This window comes from Embleya sp. NPDC127516 (assembly GCF_044765325.1).
Taxonomy (GTDB): Bacteria; Actinomycetota; Actinomycetes; order Streptomycetales; family Streptomycetaceae; genus Embleya.
This window is the reverse complement of sequence record NZ_JBIWJT010000007.1, coordinates 93,168-117,813: the sequence shown is the minus strand read 5'-3', so window position 1 is coordinate 117,813 and position 24,646 is coordinate 93,168. Positions and strand designations below refer to the sequence as shown.

Annotated in this window: 18 protein-coding genes; 7 read left to right on the top strand and 11 right to left on the bottom strand. The window is 73.3% G+C overall.

Features of this window, described 5'->3' with window-relative positions; genetic code table 11:
• The first annotated feature begins 256 nt into the window (after positions 1-256).
• Positions 257-454 (top strand): hypothetical protein, encoded by a 198-nt coding sequence (locus ACIRL2_RS15665; protein ID WP_395859200.1) that lies wholly within the window; start codon positions 257-259, stop codon positions 452-454.
• A gap of 511 nt (positions 455-965) precedes the next feature.
• On the opposite strand, the gene ACIRL2_RS15660 is transcribed toward ACIRL2_RS15665, so the two are convergent.
• From ACIRL2_RS15660 to ACIRL2_RS15635, 6 genes are all read right to left on the bottom strand, one after another.
• Complete coding sequence (locus ACIRL2_RS15660; protein WP_395859199.1) at positions 966-1,886, bottom strand: DUF6777 domain-containing protein; 921 nt, start codon at positions 1,884-1,886, stop codon at positions 966-968.
• Positions 1,887-2,443: 557 nt separating this feature from the next.
• The gene (locus ACIRL2_RS15655) at positions 2,444-3,106 is read right to left on the bottom strand and encodes an SDR family oxidoreductase (protein ID WP_395859198.1); all 663 of its coding nucleotides are present in this window, start codon (positions 3,104-3,106) and stop codon (positions 2,444-2,446) included.
• 38 nt (positions 3,107-3,144) lie between these two features.
• A complete protein-coding gene (locus tag ACIRL2_RS15650; protein ID WP_402232489.1) occupies positions 3,145-3,474 on the bottom strand; it encodes an AzlD domain-containing protein in 330 nt (109 codons plus the stop codon).
• Between the two features lie 64 nt (positions 3,475-3,538).
• Positions 3,539-4,321 carry a DUF3152 domain-containing protein gene (locus ACIRL2_RS15645; protein ID WP_395859195.1) on the bottom strand — a complete coding sequence of 261 codons (783 nt, stop codon included), beginning with the start codon at positions 4,319-4,321 and terminating at the stop codon, positions 3,539-3,541.
• Positions 4,322-4,455: 134 nt separating this feature from the next.
• The gene (locus ACIRL2_RS15640) at positions 4,456-5,379 is read right to left on the bottom strand and encodes a hypothetical protein (protein ID WP_402232487.1); all 924 of its coding nucleotides are present in this window, start codon (positions 5,377-5,379) and stop codon (positions 4,456-4,458) included.
• A 289-nt stretch (positions 5,380-5,668) separates the two neighbouring features.
• Positions 5,669-6,181: a SigE family RNA polymerase sigma factor gene (locus ACIRL2_RS15635; RefSeq protein WP_402232485.1), complete on the bottom strand. Its 513-nt coding sequence runs from the start codon at positions 6,179-6,181 to the stop codon at positions 5,669-5,671.
• 181 nt (positions 6,182-6,362) lie between these two features.
• On the opposite strand from ACIRL2_RS15635, the gene ACIRL2_RS15630 reads away from it, so the two are divergent.
• The 3 genes from ACIRL2_RS15630 to ACIRL2_RS15620 all read left to right on the top strand — a co-directional run bounded on the left by ACIRL2_RS15630 (position 6,363) and on the right by ACIRL2_RS15620 (position 9,458).
• Positions 6,363-7,673 carry a WS/DGAT domain-containing protein gene (locus ACIRL2_RS15630; protein WP_402232483.1) on the top strand — a complete coding sequence of 437 codons (1,311 nt, stop codon included), beginning with the start codon at positions 6,363-6,365 and terminating at the stop codon, positions 7,671-7,673.
• Between the two features lie 302 nt (positions 7,674-7,975).
• The gene (locus tag ACIRL2_RS15625) at positions 7,976-8,542 is read left to right on the top strand and encodes an NADPH-dependent FMN reductase (protein ID WP_395859191.1); all 567 of its coding nucleotides are present in this window, start codon (positions 7,976-7,978) and stop codon (positions 8,540-8,542) included.
• 418 nt (positions 8,543-8,960) lie between these two features.
• A complete protein-coding gene (locus ACIRL2_RS15620) occupies positions 8,961-9,458 on the top strand; it encodes a cupin domain-containing protein (protein ID WP_395859190.1) in 498 nt (165 codons plus the stop codon).
• 253 nt (positions 9,459-9,711) lie between these two features.
• Here the strand turns inward: ACIRL2_RS15620 and ACIRL2_RS15615 are convergent, their stop codons facing one another.
• Positions 9,712-10,236 (bottom strand): flavin reductase family protein, encoded by a 525-nt coding sequence (locus ACIRL2_RS15615; protein ID WP_402232481.1) that lies wholly within the window; start codon positions 10,234-10,236, stop codon positions 9,712-9,714.
• Positions 10,237-10,443: 207 nt separating this feature from the next.
• Complete coding sequence (locus tag ACIRL2_RS15610) at positions 10,444-10,875, bottom strand: DUF2000 family protein (RefSeq protein WP_395859188.1); 432 nt, start codon at positions 10,873-10,875, stop codon at positions 10,444-10,446.
• 50 nt (positions 10,876-10,925) lie between these two features.
• Between ACIRL2_RS15610 and ACIRL2_RS15605 the strand changes: the two genes are divergently transcribed.
• Together ACIRL2_RS15605 and ACIRL2_RS15600 are read left to right on the top strand one after the other, a co-directional pair.
• Complete coding sequence (locus ACIRL2_RS15605) at positions 10,926-11,819, top strand: AraC family transcriptional regulator (RefSeq protein WP_402232478.1); 894 nt, start codon at positions 10,926-10,928, stop codon at positions 11,817-11,819.
• Positions 11,820-11,933: 114 nt separating this feature from the next.
• Positions 11,934-16,397 carry a hypothetical protein gene (locus tag ACIRL2_RS15600; protein ID WP_402232477.1) on the top strand — a complete coding sequence of 1,488 codons (4,464 nt, stop codon included), beginning with the start codon at positions 11,934-11,936 and terminating at the stop codon, positions 16,395-16,397.
• Between the two features lie 48 nt (positions 16,398-16,445).
• Here the strand turns inward: ACIRL2_RS15600 and ACIRL2_RS15595 are convergent, their stop codons facing one another.
• Entirely contained in the window at positions 16,446-17,468 is a 1,023-nt protein-coding gene (locus ACIRL2_RS15595) for an ABC transporter substrate-binding protein (RefSeq protein ID WP_395859185.1), read from the bottom strand.
• 259 nt (positions 17,469-17,727) lie between these two features.
• Here ACIRL2_RS15595 and ACIRL2_RS15590 point away from each other — a divergent pair, with 259 nt between their 5' ends.
• Complete coding sequence (locus tag ACIRL2_RS15590) at positions 17,728-19,125, top strand: aminotransferase class V-fold PLP-dependent enzyme (RefSeq protein ID WP_395859184.1); 1,398 nt, start codon at positions 17,728-17,730, stop codon at positions 19,123-19,125.
• 52 nt (positions 19,126-19,177) lie between these two features.
• On the opposite strand, the gene ACIRL2_RS15585 is transcribed toward ACIRL2_RS15590, so the two are convergent.
• Both ACIRL2_RS15585 and ACIRL2_RS15580 read right to left on the bottom strand, forming a co-directional pair.
• Entirely contained in the window at positions 19,178-20,827 is a 1,650-nt protein-coding gene (locus tag ACIRL2_RS15585; protein WP_402232474.1) for an ATP-binding cassette domain-containing protein, read from the bottom strand.
• Positions 20,828-20,954: 127 nt separating this feature from the next.
• The gene (locus ACIRL2_RS15580; RefSeq protein ID WP_402232473.1) at positions 20,955-24,563 is read right to left on the bottom strand and encodes a helix-turn-helix transcriptional regulator; all 3,609 of its coding nucleotides are present in this window, start codon (positions 24,561-24,563) and stop codon (positions 20,955-20,957) included.
• Positions 24,564-24,646 lie beyond the last annotated feature (83 nt).

Here is a 24,646-nt window from a genome sequence, read left to right as displayed (position 1 = left end):
GAATTACGCTCCGAGATGGCAAGAGGACACACGGGTGACGTGTAAGCGGGTCCTCTTGCTAGGACAGTCGGGGCGTAGACATGGGGGTCAGGCTAACAACCCACGCCCGGTGGCTGTCCAAGCCTTTTTGATCGCGTACGGAGGCGGGCGCTTCGTGTACCGGGCCGACGAGCGGGCCGTGCCGGTCGGGCCCGGCGTACGGGTCCGGGCGGGTGACAGGGCGTAGCCCGGGGGCGGTCTCCGCGTTGAGCAGGGTATGACGCACACTCGACGCATTCTGGCCGGCATTCTGCTGACCGCGGGGGCCGCCGCGCTCGCCGCGCCGGTCGCGAACGCCGCACCCGGTACGGACATCGCCCTGAACACCCCGCACCACACGCCGCCGGCGACCGACGGCGCCGACGCGGCCCTCGACGCCACGGTGTCCTCGCTGATGGGCGGCCTCAAGCACTGACACCGGCCCCGGCCCCGACCCGGACCCGGACCCGCGAGCCGGACGGCGGCGGACGTTTCCCGACGGGAGGCGACCGCCGCCCGGCACCGACGTGGGCACGGAACGTGTCGGACGCGACGGTCCGGCCTTCGGCCGGATCAGGCCGATCTGCTGCTCGACGCCCTGATCGCCGAGGGCCCGGCGGCCGACCTGCGCGCGGGCTACGCGGATCCGTTCTCCGCCGCGCTGCATTGCAGGGTGATCGGCGTCCCGTTCGCGGACCGGCGGCGACTGATGGCGGGCCTGGGCATCGCGTTCGTGACCAGTCCGCGGGTCTTCGAGGGAGTGGGCGCTAACCGGCGCAAGGATCACGCGTACATGCGCGCCCGGCTGAACGCGCCCGCCGCCGAACAGAGCGGACTGCCACTTGATCGGCCTCGGCCCGGCCGACGTGCCGCCCCGCACGTCGGCCGGGTCCGGGATCCGCGGCGCGGGGGTGGGCCGACGGGAGCGTGTCGGCCCACCCCTGCCGTCAGCGGAGCGCGGGGACCACCGACGCGGCGGCCGGACTGGCGGGCTTGGCGGACTTGCCACCGGTGCCTGCCGACGTGGATGGCCGGCGGGTGCCGGTCGAGGTCGCCGTGGAGGTCGAGGTGGAGGTCGACGACGCGCTCGCGCTCGGGCCGGTGACGCCGGCACTGCCCGTGGACCCGCTCGGAGTCGCCTTCTTGCCTCGCTCGGGCAGCGGCGGCGGGGTCGCGGTGGGCGCGTCCCGGTCCCCGGCGCTGCCGGGCGGTCGGGCGACGGCGAGGTCCGGCCGGGTCGGGTCGGTGATCACGAACGTCTTCACCGGCTGCTTGGCCTTCTTCACCGTCGTGGGCTTGGATCCGGTCCGCTTCCAGGAGGCGTCGGCGGTATCGAGACGTACGTGGGCGGCGTCCTTCTCCGGCCCGGCCAACGGATTCCCGCAGTTGCACTTGACCACCGGCTGCCCGAGCTCGTCGATCAGCACCGCGGTACCGGCTTGGAGGATCGCGTCGAAGGCCACCAGCGCCCCGTTCTTGAGCGTGTGATTGCGCACGAGGGTGTCGGTGCGCAGCACGACCGGGGTGAGCCGCGTCACGAACGCGCGGATGGCGGGTGTGCCGGCGACCTTGAGCACCTTCATCCACCGGGTCGCGGGCACCAGGTTGGCGGCCAGGCCGAGGAATTGGATCAACTGCTCCTTGTCGCAGATCCGCGCCTTGTTGGAGCCGCCGAACAGACCGGGGGTGTCGCCGGACAGCTTGGCGGCGGACACCTTGGGACGCAGACCGAGCGCGTCCAGCCCGAAGTTGACCGAGAAGAACGGATCGGCGCCCAGGTCGCCCGCCACGACCCCGACCACCTTCGACACCTTCGCGTCCGCACAACCGGACGCGGCACCGAGCAGCAGCGCACACGCGGTGAACACGGCGACCAGCGCGGCGTACCAGGGGCGACGGCGAACCCGTCCATCGACGCCTCCGGTTCGCCTTCGCGCAGGCGGTGGCCAAGCCTCCATCGCATCCCCCCCGAAACGACGGCGCGGAACCTCCCGGTCCGCCCTCACCTTCATGATGCGACAAATCGCCCCGTGCGGTGGGCCAATTCCCCATCTTTCACAACCCGACCGCACCACGCGCGCGGCGAGCCGGCGGGGGCGGACGGTCCGGGGCGGGCGAAGGCGACGGGGGCGGGTGGTCCGAGCGAAGGAGCTTATGGGAGCGGGGAGTTGGGGGTTGCCGCGGCAACTGGCGCGGGCTGAGCGAGGAGCCGAACGCCCGGGTCGACGGGCGGTTGGGGGCGAGGCCCGGGATTCGACCGCCCACGGGAGCCGGGGCGTGGCGAACGCGGCGGGCCGGGTGGGCCGGACGAAAGAACGCCTGGGGGTGGGGAGTTGCGCCGCGCAGCGATGCGCAGCGGTGGCGCGCGGGCTGGACGGAGGCCCGGATGCGCGGGTCGGTGGGGCGATGGGGTGGAGCCCGGGGTTCAGCCCCGGACGAGCGCGGCGATCGCTTCCGGGATCGGGGTCGGGCCCTCGACCAGGTCCAACGTGCGGCCGGCTGTGGCCGGTTCGTCCAGGAGTGCCGCCAGGACCGCGGCGACGTCGTCGCGGGTGACCGCGCCGCGGTCGGTGTGCTCGGCGAGGGTGACCAGGCCGGTGCCCGGGTCGTCGGTGAGACGTCCCGGGCGCAGGATCGTCCAGTCCAGATTCGCGCGGGACCGCACGTCCGCGTCCGCCGCGCCCTTGGCGCGCAGGTAGGCCGCGAATACCTCGTCCGTGCCGGCCGGCGGTTCGCGGTCCGCGCCCATCGCCGACACGACCACGAACCGCCGCACGCCCGCCTGTTCGGCCGCGTCCGCACACAGGGTCGCCGCGCCTCGATCCACGCTGTCCTTGCGGGCGATCCCGCTGCCGGGCCCCGCCCCCGCCGCGAACACCACGGCATCGGCGCCGGTCAGGTGCCCGGCGACCGCCGCCACGGTGGCCGTCTCGAGATCGCAGACGATGGGTCGGATGCCGCGTTCGACCAGGTCGGATTGTTGCGCCGGGTTGCGGATGAGCCCCGCCGCCTCGTCGCCGCGCTCGGCGAGCAACGCCCCCAGCCGCAGACCGATTCGACCGTGTCCACCCGCGATGACAATGCGCATGTGGATCATGCTAGGCCCGTCCGAGGGGCCTTCGTGGATCAGGACACGCCCGCCAGGCGCAGCAGTGCGGTGCCGGCGATCGCCGCGAGCACCACCACCGGGAACGGCGCGCGGCGGATCGCCAGGATGCCCGCGACCAGGACGCCGGCCGGGCGGGACCAGCCGGCGAAGTCCTGCGTCTCGGTGAGGGTGCCGGTGGTGGTCAGGGCGATCAGGAGGACGGCGGCGGCCATCGCGAGCAGGCGGTGGGTGTGGTCGGGGAGGTGCAGGCGGTCTCGGCTGAGCGGGCCGACCAGGCGGAAGGCGTAGGTGCCGTGGACGCGCCGCCGGCGCCTCGGCCGTCGAGGAGCCGGACGCCGGCCGGCCATCGGCGATCCCGGGAGGCCCGGGACCGCCGACAACCGGGTGGATACGCCGACCGGCCGGCAGGACTCAGGCAGCGGCGGCCGGGTAGGGCCACGGATTCGCGACGCACAGCTTGCCGTTGTCCGCCTCGCGGCTCTTGGTCTGCTGCATCATCACCGGCGCCAGGCCGCCCGGCCCGCATCGGGTGTTGTGCTGGTGCCCCAGGCGGTGCCCGACCTCGTGATTGATCAGCATCTGCCGATAGCCGAGGATGTCGTCGCCGTACGCGGTCGAACCCTGGGCCCAGCGCCAGCCGTTGATCATCACCCACGGCGTGCCGGTCGCGTTGCACGACACATTGGACACGCTGGTGTCGCCGACGATCGGCGAACAGATCCGGTGCAGGGTGCCCGGACTGGACAGGCGCACCACGAACGACACGTCCGCGCCGTCGGTACGGTCGAACACCCTCCCGTCCCGCGCCCAACCGCGCGGATCATTGAGGGTCTGCTGAACGATCGCGACGAACAGCGCATGGTCCAGCGCGAGGCCCTCCTCGATCTCCACCCGATAGTCGACCCGCTTCGCCCCGGCCGGGCCGGAGTTCTTGCCCGGCTCGGTGACGAACCTTCCGCCGAGCCGCAGCGTCGACTCCAGCGGAAAGCGCAGGCCGGCCCCAGCGAGGGGGTCCGGTGACGCGGACGCCCGCACCGGCAGGTCCCGCTGGGCCGACGGCTGCTCCGGCGCCGGGACCGCCGCCGGCCCACCACTCGGCACCGGCGCCGGGGTGGCGCCGACGTCGACGGTCGACGCACCACCGCCACCGGAGAACCCGGGCAGCGCGGTGAGCAGGAACAGTACGGCGGCCACCGCGCCCACCCCGAACAACACCCGTCGCACGCCGCGCGGACGTGGACCCGAGTGGCTCCGGGCGTGGGCCCGGGCGCGGCCACGGTTTCGGGCGGCGCGACGCGGCTTGGCACGACGTCCGGTGCCGCGCCCGCTCACCCGGTACCCGTGCCGGCGTCCAGGAGCCGCCGGGCGACCGGTTCCCAGGCCGCGTTCCGGGCCATCGCCGCACCCTGGTCGTCGGCCAGCGGCATCCTGCCCTTGACGGCCTCCGTGCGCGTACCGTCCAGCGGCCCGTTGGCCCAGAGCAGTCGCAGCACGGTCGGGCCGATCGGCAACAGCACCGCTTGCCCCCGGAAGACGCCGTCCGGGGTGCGCAGGCTCTCCGAGGCCATCCACGTGCCGTTGCGCTCCGGTTGCAGGCATTTGATGGAATGCGTGATTCCGTGTTCGTCCGTGCGCTCGGCCGGGGTCGGGCCGTCGGATCGGCACTCCGGCAGCGTGCCGGGTCGCAGTGACACGGACACCACCCCGGTCGGTCCGTTGCCCTCGTTCATGGTCATCTCGGCCGAGACCCCGGTTTCCGGGACGTACCCGGTCCGGACCGTCGATCCCGTCCCGCCCGGCACCAAGGCGGTGAGTACGTCGCCGAGATCGCGGGCGATCGCCTGGCGAACGGCGTCCACCCGGCCGTCGGGCGACGGGCTCGGCCGGGGGGCGGCCGGCGACGCCGGTACGGCCGTGCGCTCGGACTTCGGGCCGCCCCGGTCCAGGGCGACCGCGGCGGCCCCTCCGATCGCCACCACCGCGGCCATCGAGGCCACGATGCCGGCGCCGGCGCGCATCAGCACGCGCCGTCGGCCCCGGGAGGCCGCGCGGGCCACCACGTCGGCCATCGGGCGGTTGCCCTGGTGGGCCAGTTCGTCGTGGAGCTGCCGGCGAAAGGCACGTTCCAGATCGGGGTCGAAGCCCGGTTCGAGGTCGGGTTCGAGGCCCCCGGCGAGGTCGGGTTCGAGATCGGCGCCGAGCGAGGTGCCGGGTGTGGCGCCGGGTATGGGTGCTGCCTTGTCCGGTGTCATGGTCACCTCCTCTGCTGATCGGTCATCGTTCATCGGTCGGCTCCATCGGGTGCCTTCGATGCAGACGCATGTCGTCGATACCTGTTCCGCGATACGTGTCTCGGGTGCGTGTCTCGCGTGTGTCTTCGGTGCGTGACCCGGGTGCATGACCGGGGTGCGTGTCTTCGGTGCGTGTCTTCGGTGTGCATGACTTCCGTGCGTGTCCTCGACGGACGGCTGCCGCGCGCGTCCCGGACGCGGGTCGTCCGCGGACGTGTGCGACGGCCGCCCTCGGGCCCCGCCGGCCGACTCAACCGACCAGCGGATTGACCGCGAGCGTGCCGCGCAGTCGGGCCAGTGCGCGCGGGCCCGCGCTCTTGACCGCGGAGGCGGACATGCCGAGCATCTCGGCGACCACCTCCACGCTGTGGTCCTCCCAGTAGCGCAGGACCACCACCGCCCGATCACGCGGTGACAGCCGCATCAGTGCGTCGATCAGCGTGAGCCGAACGTCCGGGAGATCGACGTCGGCCGCCTCGTCGGGTCGGCGCTCCAGGGCCTGCGCGTCGATGCCGGGAACCTCGGTCGAGCTCCGGCGGCGTCGGCGATCCAGGTAGGCGTTCAAGAGCACACGTTTCGCGTACGCGTGCGGTTGGTCGGTGTGTTCTATCCGACGCCAGGCCAGGTACAGCTTCTCCAAGGCGATCTGGGTGAGGTCCTCGGCGAGATGCCAGTCACCGCACAGCAGATACGCCGTCTGACACAGGCGGTGCGCCGAGGTCCGGGCGAACTCGGTGAACCCTTCGCGACCCTGTGGGCCCATCCCGACCTCCTTTCCTGCCGCCTCCGTCCCTGATCCATACGCAGCCGGGGGGTGCGGAGGATGCACGTGTTCTGCGTCACAATGGGCAACGGCCCGCTCCTCGCCGGGCCGACGGCTCGCCTCGACGCCGGTCACCGGACGCCGGCGGCCCCGCCCGTGACCCAGCTCGGAGGCTCGGAACGTGCCACGAACCCCGCCGCGTACGACCCATCCGGCGCCGGGCGACCTGCCGTTCGTCGTGCACGAGTGGTTCGGGAACTCCGGAGACCCCTGGTTCTTCGCCCTGGTGCGCTTACGCGGTGCCGCGCCGAAAGTGCGCGATCTGCGCGAGCTGGTCCGGGACCGCTGGGGGTCCGTGCCGCGGCTGCGGTTGCGCGCGGGCGCGGTCGTACCGGGGCGCCGGCGCGGACGACCGCGTTGGTTCGTCTCCGAGGACTTCGAACCGGACCGGTACGTGGTCGCCGCGCCGGTCGTGCCCGGCCCGAACGCGCTGCGCGAGCGCGTCGGGCAATTGCTCGCCGAGGGCATCCCGCCCACTCGCGCCACATGGCGGATGTACCTGCTGTCCGGGCACGAGCACGACGGGTTCGCCGTGCTGTTGCGGATGCATCACGCGGTGGCCGACGGGGTCACGGTGATCCGGCTGCTGGAGCGCCTGATGGGCGCCGGACCCGGGACCGACGCCGCGGCGGAACCGGCGGGGCCCGGCCCGGCGGTGCGTCGGGTACCGCCGAGCCGGGCATCCGCACGCGGGCTCGCGGCGACGGCCGGCGGCGTACTCCGCCGGAATTCCCGGCTGCCGTTCAACGGCCGGATCGGCGCGGGTCGCCACGTGACCTGGGTGACGGTGTCCCCGGAGACGGTACGGGCCGCCCGGCGCGCGACCCGGGGCGGTGGGCGGCCGACCGTCAACGACGTGTACCTGGCGGCGGTCGCCGGGGCGCTGCGCGCGGTCGCACCGGCGGGTCCCGCGCTGCCGCGACGCGTCGCCGCGCTGGTACCGGTGAACCTACGCGCGACGGGCGAGGCGGCACGGATCGGCAACGTGGTGTCCTTCTTCCGGGTCCCGCTGCCGCTCGCCGAACGGGATCCGGGCGTGCGACTGGCCCGGGTGCACGCGGCGACCACGCGCGCCAAGGCCACCGGGCAGGCCGCCATCGCGCGGGCGGCGATCGAGGTGAGCGCCCGGCTGCCGCTTCGGGTCGGCTGGTTCGCCGGGCTGGTCACGATGTCGGCGGGCTACGCGAACACGAGTTGCACCAACATCCCCGGCCCGGACGCACCGCTGATCCTGCTCGGCCGACCGGCGATCGAACTGGTCGTGGCCCCACCGCTGATGGGCGCGCAGGGCGTGGTCTTCGGCTTCACCGGGCTCGGGGACGCCTTCACCGTCTGCGTCACCGCCGATCGCACCCACGGCGTGACGGCCGATCGGTTGGCCGAGGCGATCCGCGTCGAGTTCGAGGAACTGGCGCAGACCGCGGCCCGCTGAGCGGAGCCCGGTCGGCACCGGCCGGGCCGGCGTTCGACCGCGAGCGACACCGCACGACGACGACCATCGATCCCGACGGCGCCGGCGCGATCGGTCCCCTCTGTGGCATGTCGGGCCACCCATGTCGGGGGTGTCCGGGACATACGTTTCTTCCATACCCGGGAACGGGAGCACCGCCGACCGGCCCGGTCGCCGGTCGTACCGTCGCGGTCCGAACCGCACCGGTGGTGTGCGGCGCCCGTCCGACCCTCGCACGGCGCCCCGATCCGACCATCGAAGACCCACGAAGGAGCGCTCTCGCGATGAGTGACGTCAAGATCCTGGCGATATCCGGCAGCCTGCGCGCCGCGTCGCACAACACGCGGTTGTTGCGTGCCGCGCAGAAGTTCGCGCCGGGCGGCATGGACATCGAGATCTACGAGGGCCTGCGCGAGATCCCGCCCTACGACCTGGACCAGGACAACGCGAACGACCGCCCCGCCGCCGTCGCCGAGTTGCGCCGGCGGATCACCGAGGCGGACGGTCTGCTGATCGCCACGCCCGAGTTCAACTACTCGATCCCCGGCGTGCTGAAGAACGCGATCGACTGGGTGAGCACCGACTGGTCCCGGACCGAGGGTCTGCCGCTGCTGCACAAGCCCGCCGCGATCATGGGCGCGGCGCCCACCAACTTCGGCTCGGTACGCGCGCAGCTCGCGCTGCGTCAGGTGTTCGTCTGGACGCACACCGACGTGGTGGTGCGGCCCGAGTTGATCGCGTTCCGCTCGCACGAGCGCTTCGACGACGCGGGCAACCTGACCGACGAGGACACCATCGGGTTGCTCCGCGACCTGCTCGCCGCACTGGCGGAGAAGATCGACGGCAAGTGAGCGATCGCGCGACCGGGGCCGTGCCGGGCGGGTCCGGCAGGCGCGTCCGCGATCCGCCGCCGAGGTTGTTCGCCATCCGGGCCGCCGGGATCCGACCGCGGGGAGCGCCGTCGGACCGTCATCGCGGTCGGACGCGCGCGAGGAGGGGTTTCGCCGTCACGGGGCGGCGAAACCCCTTGCCTCGTCGGCGCGACTTCACGCTCGCCAGGGGTGGACTCTCCCGAGGGACGCACGCTCGCGAGAGATGAAATTGACCCATCGTTTCGTGGCTGAAGTGAACCATTCGACGGGTCGAACCACGCCATAGTTTGGTAACAACGAACAGCGGGGCCGGGCGCCGAAGCACACGTCACTCGACGCACACCGACCGGCCGGCCGTTCTCCTCGATCGACCCAACCAGCCACGCCGGGAGCCACCATGTCCACACACGCCTCGAACGCCGCCGTCCCCGCCTCGATCCTGGTCCGCACCCAGGAGGCGGAGGTCGTCCAGGACGGTCCCACCAGCCTGATCACGTTGCTGGCCGACACCCCCGGGACGACCGCCAACCTGGCCACCTTCGACAAGGGTTCCCCCGGCGCGCCGGCCCACTTCCACACCAGGGCCGACGAGATGTTCCACGTCCTCGAGGGCACCATGCGCATCCTGCTCGGCGAGGAGATCGTCACCCTGGAGACCGGCGACTTCCTGCTGGTGCCGGCCCGCACACCGCACGCGTTCGCACCGGCCCCGGACACCGAGGCGAAGATGCTGGTCGTGTTCACCCCCGGGATGGACCGCTTCGACTACTACCGACTCCTGGAGCGGGTCTACCGCGGCGAGGCCGACGTCGCCGAACTGCGCGCGACCTCGGAGCGGTTCGACAACCACTACGTGGACAGCCCGGTGTGGCGCGAGGCCCTCGCCGGATCCTGAACCGGCGTGCCGGTACTCAGGACGAACGTTCGGTACTCAGCTTCGCGGCCGAGTAGCCCTACGGATGGTTCGTCCTGGCGGGCTCCGCCAGGATGTGGACTGCGGGCAGCGAGCACGGGTGGGGCGGAACCGCCGACACGGGGTGGCGGAACGGGCGTCGAAGCACGATGGGGTTGTCACAGGGGAGGGGGTTCGCCGCCACGGGGGCGGCGAACCCCCTCCCCTCGTTTCGTTTCCCCGGTTCCGCGGCGGATCAGCCCCTGGGATGGCCCGCGTCCAAGTCCCGGACGTCGGAGAAGGTCAGCAGGTCGGGCCGGGTCGGGGCCGGATGGTCCGGAGCCCGGACGGGCGCCACGACGAAGCCGGTGTGGTCGCCCAGATCGATCGCCTCCAGGACACGACCCACGAAGCGCCGGGGACAGTCGTTCAGGAGCGGTACGCCGAACGGACCCTCGGTCCACGCACAGTGCTCGAACTTGTCCGTGCGATCACCGGTCTCCTCCCCGAACAGGGCCGCGAGCGGGTGTTGCCGTGAATCGGGCGCGTGCACCGCGATGACGCCGGCCGCGGCGACGACGGCATGGGTGTGGTTCGCGGCGGACACGCAGACCAGGAACCGCCGCGGGTCGATACCGCACTGGGTGGCGAAGCCGACCAGGCATCCGGAGCGCTCGCCGGTGTCCGGCCGGGCCGCCGTGACGATGAACATCGGGTAGTCGAGCGCCGCCACAAAGGAGTCGAAGTCGGCATCGGCATCGGGACCGGGTTCTTCGGGCACGGATCGACCTTTCGGCGGGTTGCTCACCACATCCACCCTCCTCGTAGCGACCGTCGGACCGTTGCGACACTCGCGACCGGCGCGGTGGTCGCGCTCGTCGCGACCGGTCGGATCATCGGTTGTGCTTCCCGACCCGGGGCTACTGCCCACCGCCACCGCCACTACGCCCCACCGCGCGAACATCCGGCTCCGCTCCCGGCCGATCCGCTAGGGATGCATCCGGGCGCCCTTGAGAACCTTGTCGACCGCGTTGCGCGGGCCGTACACCGCCATTCCGACCAGGTCCAGATCCGCCCGCCGGACGGCTCGGACCGCGGCACGGTTGTCCCGGTCGTTGCCGGTGGCGAAGAGATCCGAGGTGAACACCGTGACGGGCAGTTCGCGACCCACCGCCCGGGTGTGTGCCGCCGTCAACACCTCCTTGGTGCCCTCGAAGACCATCACCGGCTGCCGGAACATCGGCAGGTAGGCGGTGTCGTCGGCGTCCGCGTAGGGCTCGCCGATCACCTCCGGGATCCGCGTGCCGAGGCCGCTGACCAGGAACGCGGTGACGTTCAGTCGCTGCCACTGGGCCAGGTCGGCGCGCAACAGCACGGCGATCCTGGTGTCGAAACGAACGGGTTCGTGCTCGGTTTCCATGCCTGGCATCGTGTCCGGGCCGGTCGGGGGCCGTCTTGTACGATCCTGACATGGTTGCCGGCGCGGAGATCGTGGCGTGGCGGCCGGCGGTGGCCGGGGTGCGCGAGGTCCTGCACGCGCACATGACCGATCACGCCTATCCGATGCACACGCACGCCGCGTGGACGCTGCTGATCGTCGACGACGGCATGGTCAGGTACGACCTGGACCGGCACGAGCACGGCGCCCTGCGCAGCACCGTGAGCCTGCTGCCGCCGCACGTCCCGCACAACGGGAGCGCGGCCACGCCGACCGGGTTCCGCAAGCGGGTGCTGTATCTGGACTCCTCGCATGTGGCCGACGAGCTGATCGGCCCGGCCGTGGACCACCCGGTGCTCGCAGACCTCGCGCTGAGCCGGCGGGTACACCGACTGCACACCTCGCTGCTGCGGCCGGGCGAGGAATTGGAGGCCGAGAGCAGGCTCGCGTTCATCGCCGAACGGCTGCGCGGACACCTGGTGGGTCGGGTCGACGCGCCGCCCGCCGTGCGTGATCCGGGTCTGGCCCGGCGGCTGCGCGACCTGCTGGACGATCGATTCGTCGAGGGCGTCACCCTCGCGGAGGCCGCCCGCTTGTTGTACGCCCACCCGACCCACCTGGTGCGGGCCTTCGGCCGGGAGTTCGGCATCGGGCCACACCAATACCTGACCGGACGTCGGGTCGATCTCGCCCGCGGGCTCCTGCTCGACGGAATGCCGCCGCACACCGTCGCGGTGACCGCCGGCTTCTACGACCAGTCGCACCTGAACCGGCACTTCAAGCGCGTCCTGGGCACCAGCCCCGGGCGGTTCGCCCGCGGCGGGAGGCTCCCGGTCGTCGCCGGCGAAGAGGACGAGGCGACCGGGCCGGTACCGATCCACGACCGCCGGGACCGGCGCTCGCGTCGCACCCCTATCGCCCCCTAGCGTTTGTCCCGGGGCGGCCAACCGTCGGTGTGCTGTGGTGGGGTGGTCCTCGTGACACCGCCCGGGACGAGGGGCGACGGCGAACAGGTCGGCCCGACGAGGGGAAAGCGAACAGTGACGCATGGAGCCGCGCGCCGGTACGACCCGGCCGCCGAGGTGCTGCTCGGACTCGCGGTGGCGAGCGGCGAACCCGGGGACGCGGGTCGGCTGCGCCACCGGCTCGGTGAGGGCGACCCCGCCTACCTGGCCGACGCTTCGCTGCCGATCGCCGCACGGGTCAAGGCAGTTCGCGATCCCGACGTGCTGGTTCGGCGCGCGGTGGCGCGCAACCCGGAGGCGGGCACCGGCGATCTCGCCGCGCTGCTGGAGCGGCCGGACCCGGTCGTGGATCGGTTGGTGTACCGGCACGCCACCGCCCTGCCGTGGATGCGCCGCGAGGTGCTCGCCCCGGGCCGACATCCGGATCCGCACGCGCTCGGCGTGTTGTGGGAGGAGATCCGCGCGTGCGCCGAAGACCCGCCGGACCACCCGCACTTCATCGGCGCAGCCGTGGTGTCCGAGATCCCGGCACTGATCGAGCACGCGCTGCGCGCCTGCGCCACGCGGCTCACCACCGCGGAGCAACTACGGGGCCTGTTGGGCCTGTTCGCCGATCCGCCACGACTGGCCGGGCTGCTCGCGGAGGTGGACTTCACTGCCTCGCCCACCGGCCCGGCGGCCGGCGGCCATCCCCCGCCCGTGCTCGACGTGGCCGCCGTCGCCACCCGCGCGCTGGAGAGCGGCCGGACCGACGAACTCGAGGCCGCGGTGGCCGCCGCCGAGGGCGCCGACGGCCTGATCGCCGGCCTGCGCGCCGGCGAGCCGGAACCCACCTGGCGCCGCGATCCGCACTGGAGCCGGCTGCTGGACGCCCAACGCGCCGAGCCGCTGCCCGAGGCCGCCGCGGCGGCGCTGGTCGCGCGCGCGGACTGCCCGGACGCCCTGCTCGTGGAGCTCTATCGAGCCCACCCGGCCGCGGTGGCCCGGATCGCCCGCCCCTCGGCCGCCCTGCTCGAAGCCGCCGCACAGCATCCGGGCCATCCCGAGGTGGCCCGGATCGCCGCCTCGGCCGGCGCCGCCGGACGCACCGACGAGCGGCACGCCGCCCTCGTCCTGGACACCGTCACCCCCGCCCGAACCGCCGTCGCGACCCTGGCCGAACTCCCGTTCGTCCGCCCGCTCACCGACCTGCTGCACCGTCGGCTGGGCGGCTCGGCGAGTCGTTGGGCCACATTGCGGGTGCACCTGTCGCGGCATCGGGGCACCCTGGCCCACTTACTGGCCGAGATCGCCGACGGATCGATCCCGGAGGTCGGATCGACCGTGCCGCCCGCGCTGTCCAGGCCCTACCGATTCCTGCTCTACGCCGCCGACCCCGGGGACCTGCGCACCCTGTTGCCCCTCCTGCGCGACGAATTGCTGCGCGACCTGCTGGGCAAGGGGCCGCTGCCCGCGCACGCCCTCGACGTCGCGCTGGCCACCCGCGATCCCCGGGTCTGCGCGGCGGTCGCGCAGAACGCCTGCCTGGACCCGCGCGAGCTGGGCCGGCTCACCGCCCTGGACGACCCGTTCGTGAACGCGGCCGTGTACCGCAACCACCACACCCCGCTCACCCTGCGCCGCAGCATCGCCTCCGGGGTCCCGCGCACCCCGGGGCGTACCGAACTCGTGCCGTTGGACCCGCGGTTGCGTGCCGAACTGCTGGACTGCCGGGATCAGCGCCGGCTCACCCCGCTGGCGGTCAGCGGCGACCCCGAGCTCGTGCACGCCGCGCTCTTCACCTTCCCCTCCGCCGACGCGCGCGGCTTCGCGTTTCTTCGGGTGTGGGAGCGCGGCGGGCCCGAGGCGGTCCGGCGCCTGGTGCGATTGCTCGGCGGGCCGGGCCACTCGAACCAGGCCGCCGCCGTCCTGGAGGCGCTCGAAGCCCCGGACGGGCCGGGCAGGTTGGGCTCGCTGCGCATTCCGTACGAGGATCCCGACGCGCTGCCACGCGTCTTCGCCACCGCGCGAGGACGCAACGCCACCCGCCGGCTGATGGCCACGCTCGTCCACGAGCCGTACGTGTACGATCTGCCGCGCCTGGTGGCCGGGCATCGCCGGACGCCGTACCCGCCCGAGCCGATCGACGAACTCCTGCGCCACGAACACGCCGAGGGCGAACCGGGCCGGTTGCTGCGGCTCGCCGTGGTCAACCGCTCGTGCGGCTCCACCGCCGAGGACCTCAACCGCGAACCGATCGACCGGCTGACCACCGTCGCGTTCGGTCGCGCCGACGCGGCCTGGGTGAACGACTGTGTCGAGCACGAACTGCTGGATCCGGTACTGCTGGTGGACACCGCCCGGCCGGCCGGCGAGGTGCTGCGCGCGCTGCCCAGGCTGGCCCCCGGCGCGGCCGCGCCCGTCCGCGCCCGGCTGGCGGAACTGGTCGGCACCCACCTGGCGGGCCACGTCGAGGCCACCGTGATCGGCCTCGGGCTGCTCGACTCCTTCGCGGGCACCGTCGCCGAACTGATCACCGTCGCCGCGCAGGCGGCAGGCCGGCCACCGGATGCCGCGCAACGAGCCCTGAGCGACGCCGAGATCGCCGAATTCGCGGACAGCCTCGCGCGCCACACGCCGACCGTCCGCGGCCGCGAGCCGGCCGGGCCGACGCTGCCGACCAGGCGCGGCCGGCGCAACACCCCCGACCGGGGCTGCGCGCTGGCCGCCGCGCACCTGCTGCGGGAGATCGTGCCGAGCGCGCCGATACCCACCGACCCGGCGGTGCTCGCGGTGTTCGCCGAGACCCTCGAGGCGGACGTGCCCGACCTGTGCCACCCGGTGTGGCTGGTCGCGGCGTGCGCGGCCGCTCCGTCCGACCTGCCGCGCGAACGGCTGGCCCGGCGTGATCCGATCGGCTTTCGGGACACCGCCTCGGCCTCGGTGCGATACCGCGCCGGTCTGGTCGGACCGGCCGACCTGATCGCCACGACGCCCGCGCGCGCGTTGAGCGCCGCGCGCCCGGGCGAGTTCTCCCAACTCGCCCGCGAACCGCTCACCCGGGCCGTACGCGCCCTGCTCGCCGCCCGTCTGGGCCACGATCGCGACCGCTGGTCGGCCGCGGTCGCCGCGATGGACACGGAGCGCGGCGACCTGCCGCTGCCCGAACTGCTCGACCGGGTGGCCGCCGGCCCCGCCCCGCGCCCCGAAGCCGCGCCCGCGACGCTGTCGAGCGCCGGATCGGCCCTGCTCGTCTACGCCGACGCGCACGTGCTCCGCACGCTTGTCCCGCTGCTCGGACCCGGGTCACCGAGCGCCCTGGCCCGCGACGCGGAGCGCACCCGGCACGTCACGGACGACCTGGTCGCCTACGTGCTGTCTCTGGCCGACGTCGCCCCCGCGCTGATCCTCGCGGACGGCGAGGCCCGCTCGCCGCACACCCGGCACGTGCGCGGGCGGCTGCTCGACCGGCGCGATCCGGTGCTGGAGGACCGGCTGTACGGCGACGCCAGGCGACCCGGCGACGCGGCCGAGCGGCGTCGGATCCTGGCCCGCGCGGCCGACGACACGCGACCGCTGTCGCCCGCCCTGCGGGGGCGCCTGCTCGCCCCGGGGGTGTTCTCGAAGTATCGGACGGACGCGCTGCGGGTGACGGTGGAGGCGGCCGACGCCGACGTCGTCGAGCGCGCGCTGGAGGCGATGTCCGGGAAGTTGTCCCTGCTCGAGCAACTGATCGCGGCGCGCAACGCGTTGCGCTTCGGCGGGCCGCACCGGCTGCGCGCGCTGATCGACCGCGGCCTGTTGGGCAGCGGTGCCGCCAAGGTCGCGGCGAAGGCCCTGGCCGACACCGGTGATTCGGCCGGGGCCGGCGTCGCGGTGCTGACCTCGCGGATCGACCGGGAGTCCTCGCCGGCCCGACTGGTGGCGAGGCTGCGCGCGTGCGACCGGCTCGCGGACGCCGAACGTGTCCTGGACCGGCCCTATCGGCGCGACTGGGCACTGCTGGGCCGCGAGCACGCGCGCGAGCCGTGGCCCGCCGGGGTCCGGCACGCGCTCGCGAGCCGACCGGACGCGCCCGACGAGATCGTCCTGGCGATGCTCACCGACCTGCACCCCGCCGAGGCGTTCGCCGCGGCCCGGCGCGGGCCGCGCGTGGCCCGTACCGTCGCCGCGTGGGTGCTGCCCGAAGGCGGCACCGCCGAGTGGCATGTCGAGATCGAGCGGTTGATCGAGGCGGGGTTGCTCACCGGTCACGATCTGGTGCACGAGGTGGGGCACGCCGATCGTGTGCTGCGCTATGTCGCCGACGCCCGGGCACGCGTGGACCCGTCCGAGCCGGTACGGGTCGCGGTCCACGCGGCCTACACCGAGATCAGCGCGCTGACCGCGGACCTGCTGGGCACCGAGGAACGGTCCTGGCAACGTCTGTTCGCGGCGCTCACCGAACGCGACGAACACTGGCGCCGGGCCGAGGGGCCGGCCGCGGGAGTCGCCGCGCTGCTCGCCCACGCGGCACGCGAACCCCTGGGACGTCTCTGCGATCCCCCGACGGGCGCCTGACCCGGATCGACCGGTCGTGCCGGCCGATCCGGGTCGGGCGGATCGACCTCAGCCGATCAGGTTCTTCTCCAGGTCGCCCAGGATCGCGTTCGCCGCGACCACGCCCAGGCCGAGGTACCAGGTGTCGTCGGGGACCGTGACGGCCTTGCCCTTCTCCACCGCGCCGAGCTTCTTCCACAGCGGGTTGTCGGTCACCCGTGCCTGCGCGGTCTTGTCCGCCGGGCCGTAGGTGCCGACGAAGATCCTGTCCGCGTCCGCTTCGGTGATCCGCTCCTCGGACAGTTCCACGGCCAGGTCGTCGATGTTCTGGTTCGCCGGCCGCGGCAGACCCACGTCCTGGAGCACGGTGCCGATCAGCGACTTGTTCGCGTACAGCCGGATCTTGCCCGGCATGAAGCGCACCATCGAGATGGTCGGCTTGTTGGCGCCCAGCTTGTCGCCGAGCGCCTTGGCCCGGACCTGGTAGGCGTGCAACTGCGCTTGGGCATCGGCGGTCTTGTCCAGGGCCGCCGCGTTGAGCAGGAAGTTCTCCTTCCAGGTGTAGCCGGGACGCACCGAGAACACCGTGGGCGCGATCTTGGACAACACCGGGTACTGCTGCTCCGCGCGCAGCTTGCTGCCCAGGATCAGGTCCGGCTTGAGGTTCTCGATCGCCTCGAGGTTGAGGTTGTTGATCGTGCCGACCTTGGCCGGCTTGCCCGCCTTGCCGTCCAGGTACGCCGGAAGTTCCTGCGATCCGTCGGTGAACGCGATGCCCACCGGCTGGACACCCAGTGCCGCGACGTTGTCGAGTTCGCCGGTGTCCAGCACGACGACCCGCTTGGGCTGCGCCTTGAGCGTCACGTCGCCCATCGCGGTGCGGATCGTACGCGGGTACTGTCCGGGTGCCGCGTCCGTGCCCAGGCCCGTGGTCACCTGGCCGGCGCTGCCGAACTCCTTGCCGCCGGCCGCCACGGCGGGCTTGCCGCCGCCCTTGTTCCCGTCCGAGGAGTCCGAGCCGCAGGCCCCGGTGAGCAGGGCGGCGGACAGGGTCACGGCGACGGCGGCGATCCGGCGGCGAGGTATCGGCATGGGTCCTGGTTCCTTGGCGCGTGAGGGACGCGGACCGGGCACCACGACGACGCGGCGATCGGCCCGCACTGTTGGGACAGGCTCGACCGCTGAGGTAAGCCTTACCTTGTCACCTTAGGGGATGCTTGTCGCGGATCAGCCATCAGGGGTGAGAACGGGCATCCGGCCGACCGGCCGCGACCGCCGATCCACCCGACGGAACCCGTTGACGCCGCCTCGCGGGCGGCGCGAGACTCGGCTCACCCGGGGAGGTGGGGCCGTGGTGGTGGCCGACGTGCTCGGTCCGGACTTCGACGCGATCCGACGCGAGGAGTACGGGTATCTGGACGAAGCGGGGCTGGTCTACCTCGACCACACCGGCGCGGGGTTGGCCGCACGCCGCCAGTGGCGCGCGCACGCGGCGCGGATGTCCGGCGCCACCTACGGCAATCCGCACTCCGAACACCCGGCCTCGGTCGCCTCCACCGCGCTGGTGGAACACACCCGCCAGGCGATCCTGGAGCACTTCAACGCCGACCCCGACCGGTATGCCGCCGTGTTCACCGCGAACGCCACCGGTGCGTGCCGACTCGTCGGCGAGGCGTACCCGTTCCGCCGCGGCAGCCGCTTCGTGCTGCCGATCGACAACCACAACTCGGTCAACGGCATTCGCGAGTACGCCCGCGCCGCCGGCGCGCGCACCCGGTACATCGGCCTGAGCGGCCCGGACCTGCGCCTGGACGGCGACGCGCTGCGCGCCGCGCTGGCCCATCGCCGAGGTCTGCTCGCGTTTCCCGCGCAAAGCAACTTCACCGGGGTCCGGCACCCGCTGGAATGGATCGACGTCGCCCACCGGCACGGCTACGACGTGCTCTTGGACGCGGCCGCGTACGCACCCACCAATGTGCTCGATCTCGGCGCGGTACAGCCGGAGTTCGTCGCGGTGAGCTGGTACAAGGTGTTCGGCTACCCGACCGGTGTGGGCTGTCTGCTCGCCCGCCGGGACGCGCTCGCCCGACTGCGCCGGCCGTGGTTCGCGGGCGGCACCATCGAGGCGGTCAGCGCGCAGGGCGGCTGGCATCGCATGGCCGACGACGAATCCGCCTACGAGGACGGCACCCTCAACTTCCTCGCCATCCCCGACGTCGCGCAGGGCCTGGCCTGGGTGGACGAGGTGGGCATGCGGGCCGTGCACGATCGGGTCGATCGACTCACCGCCCATCTCCTGTCCGGGCTGGCCGAGTTGCGCCATCATCGGGGCGAGCCGATGGTCCGGGTGTACGGGCCCGGTACGGTGGACGCCCGCGGCGGCACGGTCGCGCTGAACATCCTGGACGCCGCCGGGACGGTGGTCGACGAGCGGATCGTCGCGCGGGACACCGCGGCCGCCGGGATCTGTGTCCGAACCGGCTGCTTCTGCAATCCGGGCGCGGGTGAGGCGGCGTTCTCCATCGCCCGCCGCACGCTGCGCGGCGCGGTGCTGCGTACGGCCGCCTCCGGCGGCACGCTGGACGACTACCTGACCCGGCTCGGGTTGCCCTCCGGCGGCGCGGTGCGGGTCTCGCTCGGATTACCTTCCACGATCGCCGACGTGGACGCCTTCCTCGACTTCGTCGCCCGCACCTACCGCGACCGACCCGTCGACCCCCGGGGGTTGGCACCGAGACTGCGCTGCTGAACCGACTGCCGGGTCGGCCGATCCGCCGGCCCCGAGATCCGACGATCGGCCGTCAGGCCCCCGCTCGCGGGCACCGACGGGCCAGCACCGCGCACGTCGAGGCCAGGAACAACACGGCGCAGCCCGCGAGTACGGCCCAGCCGAGCACCGGCGTGTGGTCGAAGCTGTCCCCGTAGGATGCGAGCAGCGGCGGGCCGAGCGCGGACCGGCCGTGCGCCCAGCGCCCGGGCAGGTCCAGATCGCTGCCCAACGCCTCGAACGCCCACCGGTTGGTCATCGCGTAGCTGAGCGCGTGTCCGATCGCGGGCATCCGGGGCACCGGCACGAACGCCCCGGAGAAGAGCACCTGCGGAAAGCACAGGAGCGGCAACATCAGCGTGGCCTGCCCCACTTCGGTCACCGCCGCCGAGGTCAGCAGCCCGAGCGCGAGCGCCGCCGCCGACGCGAGCAGCAGGGTCACCAGGAGGGATCCGTACACCTCCCAGGACGCGGCGGGCAGCCGGTCCAGGGCGCGCAGCACCGCGAGCAACAGCACGTCGGCCAGCGCGAGGATGGGCAGCAGGACGGTGCACTTGGCCGCGACGTAGGGCCCGATCCGCAACACCGTCAGGCGCTCGCGCCGGACGATCGGCAACTCGACGCAGATTTGCAACAGGCCGTAGGTCAGCCCGAAGAAGAAGCCGCCGAACGCGATCCAGAACAGGATCATCGCGGCCCCGGAGGGACTCGGGTCGGCCGGGTCGAACGCGCCGGGCCGAAAGAGCATCGCGAACATCGCCACGATCACCAGCGGCGAGCCGATCAGCATCGCGGCGGCCGGTCGGTCGCGGATGATCAGTTCCAGGTCGCGGCGGGCCAGGATGGACCATTGCCGAAGCGCGCGATCGGCCCGGGGCGCCGTGCGTGCGACCGGCTCGACCGACCCGGGCGCCGGCTCCGACGGCCGGTCCAACTCCGGTTCCAGCGCCCCTACTTCCGGCTCCAGTTCGAGCTCCGGCTCGCGCTCCGCGTCGGCGCTCGCCCCCCGAACGGCCACCGCCGCGTACACGTCGGCCTCCGTCGCGACGCCGAAGTGCGCGCACATCGCCCTGGGGTCGCCCACGTACGCGAGCCGACCGTCCGGCGCCAGGAACGCGACCCGGTCGCAGCGGGCCAGATCGGCCGGCGCGTGCGTGGTGAGCACGACAGTCGTACCCGCCCGGGCCAACTCGCGCAGCACGGACATCAGTTCGGCCGCCGCCGCCGGGTCGAGGCCGGAGGTCGGTTCATCCAGGAACAACACTCGGGGCCGGGTGAGCAACTCGACCGCGATGCTCGCGCGCTTGCGTTCGCCGCCGCTGAGCGTGTCCACCCGATGGTCGGCGCGCGCGGTCAGCCCGAGCGCGGCCAGCGTCCGCGCGACGGCGGCGTCCACTCCCTCGTCGGCCGGCTCGCGCAGCGCCGCGGCGTAGCGCAGGCTGTGCGCGAGCGGCAGCGCCCGATGCAGGATGTCGTCCTGCGGCACGTACCCCAGACCGCGCGCGTCCGGTCGGCCGCCGTCGTGCCGTACCTCGCCCGCGTCGGGCGGCCGGAGTCCGGCCAGGGTGTCCAGGAGCGTGGTCTTGCCCGATCCGCTGCCCCCTGCGATCGCCGACACCTCGCCGGCCTCGGCCACCAGCGAGGTGTCCCGAAGTACAGTGCGCCCACCGATCGTTCGTGTCACCCCGCTCGCCGCGACCCGTACCCCGTGCTCCCCCACGACCACCCCCGACGGCATGCCCCCGAAACACCGAACGGACCATGTATAGCCCGTCCGCCGCGCGAGGACACCCCACCCGGACCGATCCGGTTCAGGGAGCGTCGTCGACCGGGGGCGAGTCCTCGACCAGGCGCATCCGGTGGGCCAGCGCGGCGGCCTCGCCTCGGGTGGCCACCTCGAGCTTGGCCAGGATGTTCGAGACGTGCACGCTGGCGGTCTTGACGCTGATGAACAGGGTCTCGGCGATCTGTCGGTTGCTGCGTCCCTCGACGAGCAGCCGCAGCACCTCCCTTTCCCGGGGCGTCGGTTCGCCGACCTGGTGCGCCGCGCGCCCGGCGGCGAAGCCGGGGTGCCCGGGCAGGTCGATCCGGGCCCGGCGGGCGAGCAGTTCGATCTGTTCGCGCAGGGGCACCGTGCCCAGCACCACCGCGGCGGCGTGCGCCCGGGCCAGCGCCGCGCCGGCCTCGACCCGATCGCCGGCGGCCACCAGCGCGGCACCGAGGTCGGCGTACGCCTGGGCGGTGGGGTACGGCTGGGTGGTCGAGTCCCAGGCCGCGACGACCTCCTGCCACTGCGCGACGGTGTCGGTGCGCTCGGCCCGGTCCAGGTGCGCGTTCAGCGTCAGCGCCTGGGTACGGTCCAGCGCGCAGTCCAGCGACAGCGCCGCGCCCGCCGCCCGGATCCGGCGCAGGTCGGCCCGGATCGCGTCGGTCAACTCGCCCTCGGCGTACGCGCGGGCCGCCTCGATCAGCAGCGGGAAGGCGAACCGCTGGTTGCCGACGCCGAAACCGGCCCGCAGCTCCGCGTCCAGGATCTCGTCCAGTTCGGCCCGTCGGCCGAGCACCCGGGCCAGTGCGATCGCGGCGCCGGACAGTGGGATCCGGTGTTGCGCCTCCTGATACTTGACGCGTGCGCTCTCCTGCGCGTGGGTCAGGTGGCCGGCGGCCTCGGAGACGTCGCCGCGGACCAGGTGGGCCATGGCCAGTATTCGTTCGGCGTGTCCGGTGGCGCAGCCGTCGGCGTTGTGTTCGCGGATTTCGTCCACCGTCTTGGCCGCGTCGTCCCAACGACCGAGCGAGAACAGGCTCTCCGCGAGGTTGCCCAGCACGAAGGCGCCCGCGTTGCGGATCACGCCTCGCTCCCTGGCCAGATCCAGCGCGCGGCAGGCCGCCTGCACCGACTCGTCGTGCCGACCGACGCCTTCCAGCACCGAGGCCCAGTTGCCGAGCACGTAGACGAGGGTGTCCGGCTTGGCGCCCTGCGCCGCCTCGGCGACGCGCACCGCCTCCCGCCCGTGCGCGAGCGCCTGCTCCTCGTCGAGCTCGCCGACTCCGGTGAGAAACCAGGACAGCGTCTGGTGGGTGGTGGCGAGCAGGTCCCGGTCGTCCAGCCGCCGGGCAATCTCCAGGACTTCCCGGCCCATCCGCACCGCCTCCTCGGCCTCTCCCTCCAGGAAGTGCGCGCGGGCGCTCCGGATCACCACGTTCGCGTACTCGATCGATTCCGGAAGGTCCTTCAACAGCCTTCCGGCGTGCTCCAGTTCGATCATGCCGGGGCCGCGGCCCAAGCGGCTCAGCGTCTTCGCGCGCTGGGTCCACAGGGCCGCCGCCCGGACCGGCTCCTGCTCCTCGTCGAGCAGATCCAACGCCTGGCGCAGCAAGGCGAGTTCACGGTCCCCCGAGTTGTCGTAGCGGGCCGCGACGATGGCGCCGTCCAGCACCTGTGCCAGGGTCGTGCCGGTCAGTCGCTCGGGATCGGGGGCCTGATCCCACATCGCGATCGCGCTCTCGTACAGCGTCCACGCCTCGCCGAACGCGTACCGGTCGGCGGCGGCCGCCGCCGCCGTCACGCTCGCGGGCAGGGCCAGGGCCGGGCGGCCGGCCGCGGTCCAGTAGCGGGCCCGGCGGTCCACGTGGTCGCGATGCGGTGGCAGCTCGCCGCGCTCGACCAGGGTGTCCAGGGCCTCGGCGAACGCCGCGTACATCCGCATGCGTTCGCCGGGGAGCAGGTCTCCCAAAGCCGCCTCGCGGACCAGCGCGTGTCGGAAGGAGTAGCCCTCGCCGTCCGAGTCGGGCACCAGGACGTGGCCGGAGACCGCCGCGCGCAGCGCCGTCTCCAGCGTGTCCGGATCCAGGCCCGCCACTTCCGCGAGCAGCCGGTGCTCGACCCCGATGCCGCCCACGGCGGCCAGGCGCACCACCCGGCGGGCCTGCTCGGGCAGTTGTTCGATGCGGATCAGCAGCAGGTCGCGCAGCGTGTCCGAGAGACCGGCGAGCCGGCCGTCGCGGACGCCGGCGGCGAGTTCCTCGACGAAGAACGCGTTGCCCTCGGAGCGCTCGAACACCTGCTGGGTGAGCGCGCGCGAGGGCGGGGCGCCGAGCAGGCCGGTGAGGTGCTCCTCGACCTGGGGCATGGTGAGTCGGCCCAGTTCGAGCCGGCTCACCGTGCGGATGCGCTCCATCTCGGCGACCAGCCGGCGCATCGGGTGGCTGCGGTCCATCGCGTCCGCGCGCAGCGTGCCGACCAGCAGGATCCGGCCCCGGCGCAGCGAGCGAACCAGGAACGCGAGCAGCTCCCGGGTGGCCGAGTCGGCCCAGTGCAGGTCCTCGAAGGCGACGACCAGCGTGCGCTCCTCGCCGATCCGCTCCAGCGCACGCAGCGCGGATTCGTACAGCCGGGCCCGCTCGGGCGCGGGACCCTGGCCGGGTTCAGCGGCGAGGGTGGGCGAGATCCAGGCCAGTTCACGACGCCGGTCCCCGACCGCGGCCTCGAAGTCGACGCCGAGGGCGCCGGAGAGGGTGCGCAGGATCGCCGAGAACGGCGCGAAGGGCAGCCCCTCGGCGCCCAGTTCGAGACACGCTCCGACCGCGACCGAGGTCGGCTCGGTCCGCCCGGCCGCCTCGACCAGGAACTGCTCGAGCAGCCGGGTCTTGCCGACGCCGGCCTCGCCGGTGGTCAACACGACGCGGGGCTCGCCTCGATCGGCCTCCCCCAGCGCCTCGACCAGTCGCCCCATCTCGAGCTCACGTCCGACAAAGAGCGGCACACCACTTGGAACACTCACACGAGGCAGCTTCCCATGCGACACGACCCGACGGGCAGAGCGGGTACGGACCCCCTGCGGGCCCCTGCGGACCCCTGCGGACCGTGCAGGGCAGGCGGGCCCAGCGGGCGAACCGGGCGAGACGAAGGCGGGTAACAGGGCGGCCGGCCAACATGGGCGCGGCGGCCGGGCAACCCGGGTGGGCGCGCGGCGGGCGCGTGGTGCGGGTGGGCGCGCGGCGGGCGCGTGGTGCGACTGGGCACGCGCCAGGGGAGGGCGCGGCACGGGAGGCGGATCGTGCGGGGCAAGCGAACGGCGCGGTGCGGGCGCGCGAAGCGGGCAATGCGCGCGGGCGGGCGCACGAGGGAAGGGCGCGTGGCGGGTGGACGGCGGGTGGGTGGTGCGGGTGGGTGGGAACCGGCGGGTGCATGGTGCGGCCAGGTCCGGCAGGTCGGCTTTGGTGAACGGGCGCAGTTCCAGACGTGGGGTCTCCAAAAAGATCGACACGGCGCCATCCTCACCGACCGGACCCGATCGGGCCGGCGAATCCCGCCCCGCCCGCCATGGACTCGCAAGGCCGGGTCGCCCCGTCGCCGGCCGGCAGGGCTGCGGTCGGCGGCCCCCGCCGTTCGGTCGACCGTTCGCTCCTCGTAGCATGGCCGGCGATCAACCGCCGTAACGCGTCCCGCCGGGCGCTCCGGTCCCGGTACGCGCACGCGGGGATCGCCCCCACCGGTCTA

Excerpts from the sequence above, each read along its gene's own strand:
- ACIRL2_RS15605 (WP_402232478.1), top strand. The coding sequence starts at position 10,926 with ATGGTTGCCGGCGCGGAGATCGTGGCGTGGCGGCCGGCGGTGGCCGGG.
- ACIRL2_RS15580 (WP_402232473.1), bottom strand. The coding sequence starts at position 24,563 with ATGCTACGAGGAGCGAACGGTCGACCGAACGGCGGGGGCCGCCGACCG.
- ACIRL2_RS15655 (WP_395859198.1), bottom strand. The coding sequence starts at position 3,106 with ATGCGCATTGTCATCGCGGGTGGACACGGTCGAATCGGTCTGCGGCTG.
- ACIRL2_RS15650 (WP_402232489.1), bottom strand. The coding sequence starts at position 3,474 with ATGGCCGGCCGGCGTCCGGCTCCTCGACGGCCGAGGCGCCGGCGGCGC.
- ACIRL2_RS15620 (WP_395859190.1), top strand. The coding sequence starts at position 8,961 with ATGTCCACACACGCCTCGAACGCCGCCGTCCCCGCCTCGATCCTGGTC.
- ACIRL2_RS15625 (WP_395859191.1), top strand. The coding sequence starts at position 7,976 with ATGAGTGACGTCAAGATCCTGGCGATATCCGGCAGCCTGCGCGCCGCG.
- ACIRL2_RS15635 (WP_402232485.1), bottom strand. The coding sequence starts at position 6,181 with ATGGGCCCACAGGGTCGCGAAGGGTTCACCGAGTTCGCCCGGACCTCG.
- ACIRL2_RS15640 (WP_402232487.1), bottom strand. The coding sequence starts at position 5,379 with ATGACACCGGACAAGGCAGCACCCATACCCGGCGCCACACCCGGCACC.
- ACIRL2_RS15610 (WP_395859188.1), bottom strand. The coding sequence starts at position 10,875 with ATGGAAACCGAGCACGAACCCGTTCGTTTCGACACCAGGATCGCCGTG.
- ACIRL2_RS15595 (WP_395859185.1), bottom strand. The coding sequence starts at position 17,468 with ATGCCGATACCTCGCCGCCGGATCGCCGCCGTCGCCGTGACCCTGTCC.
- ACIRL2_RS15665 (WP_395859200.1), top strand. The coding sequence starts at position 257 with ATGACGCACACTCGACGCATTCTGGCCGGCATTCTGCTGACCGCGGGG.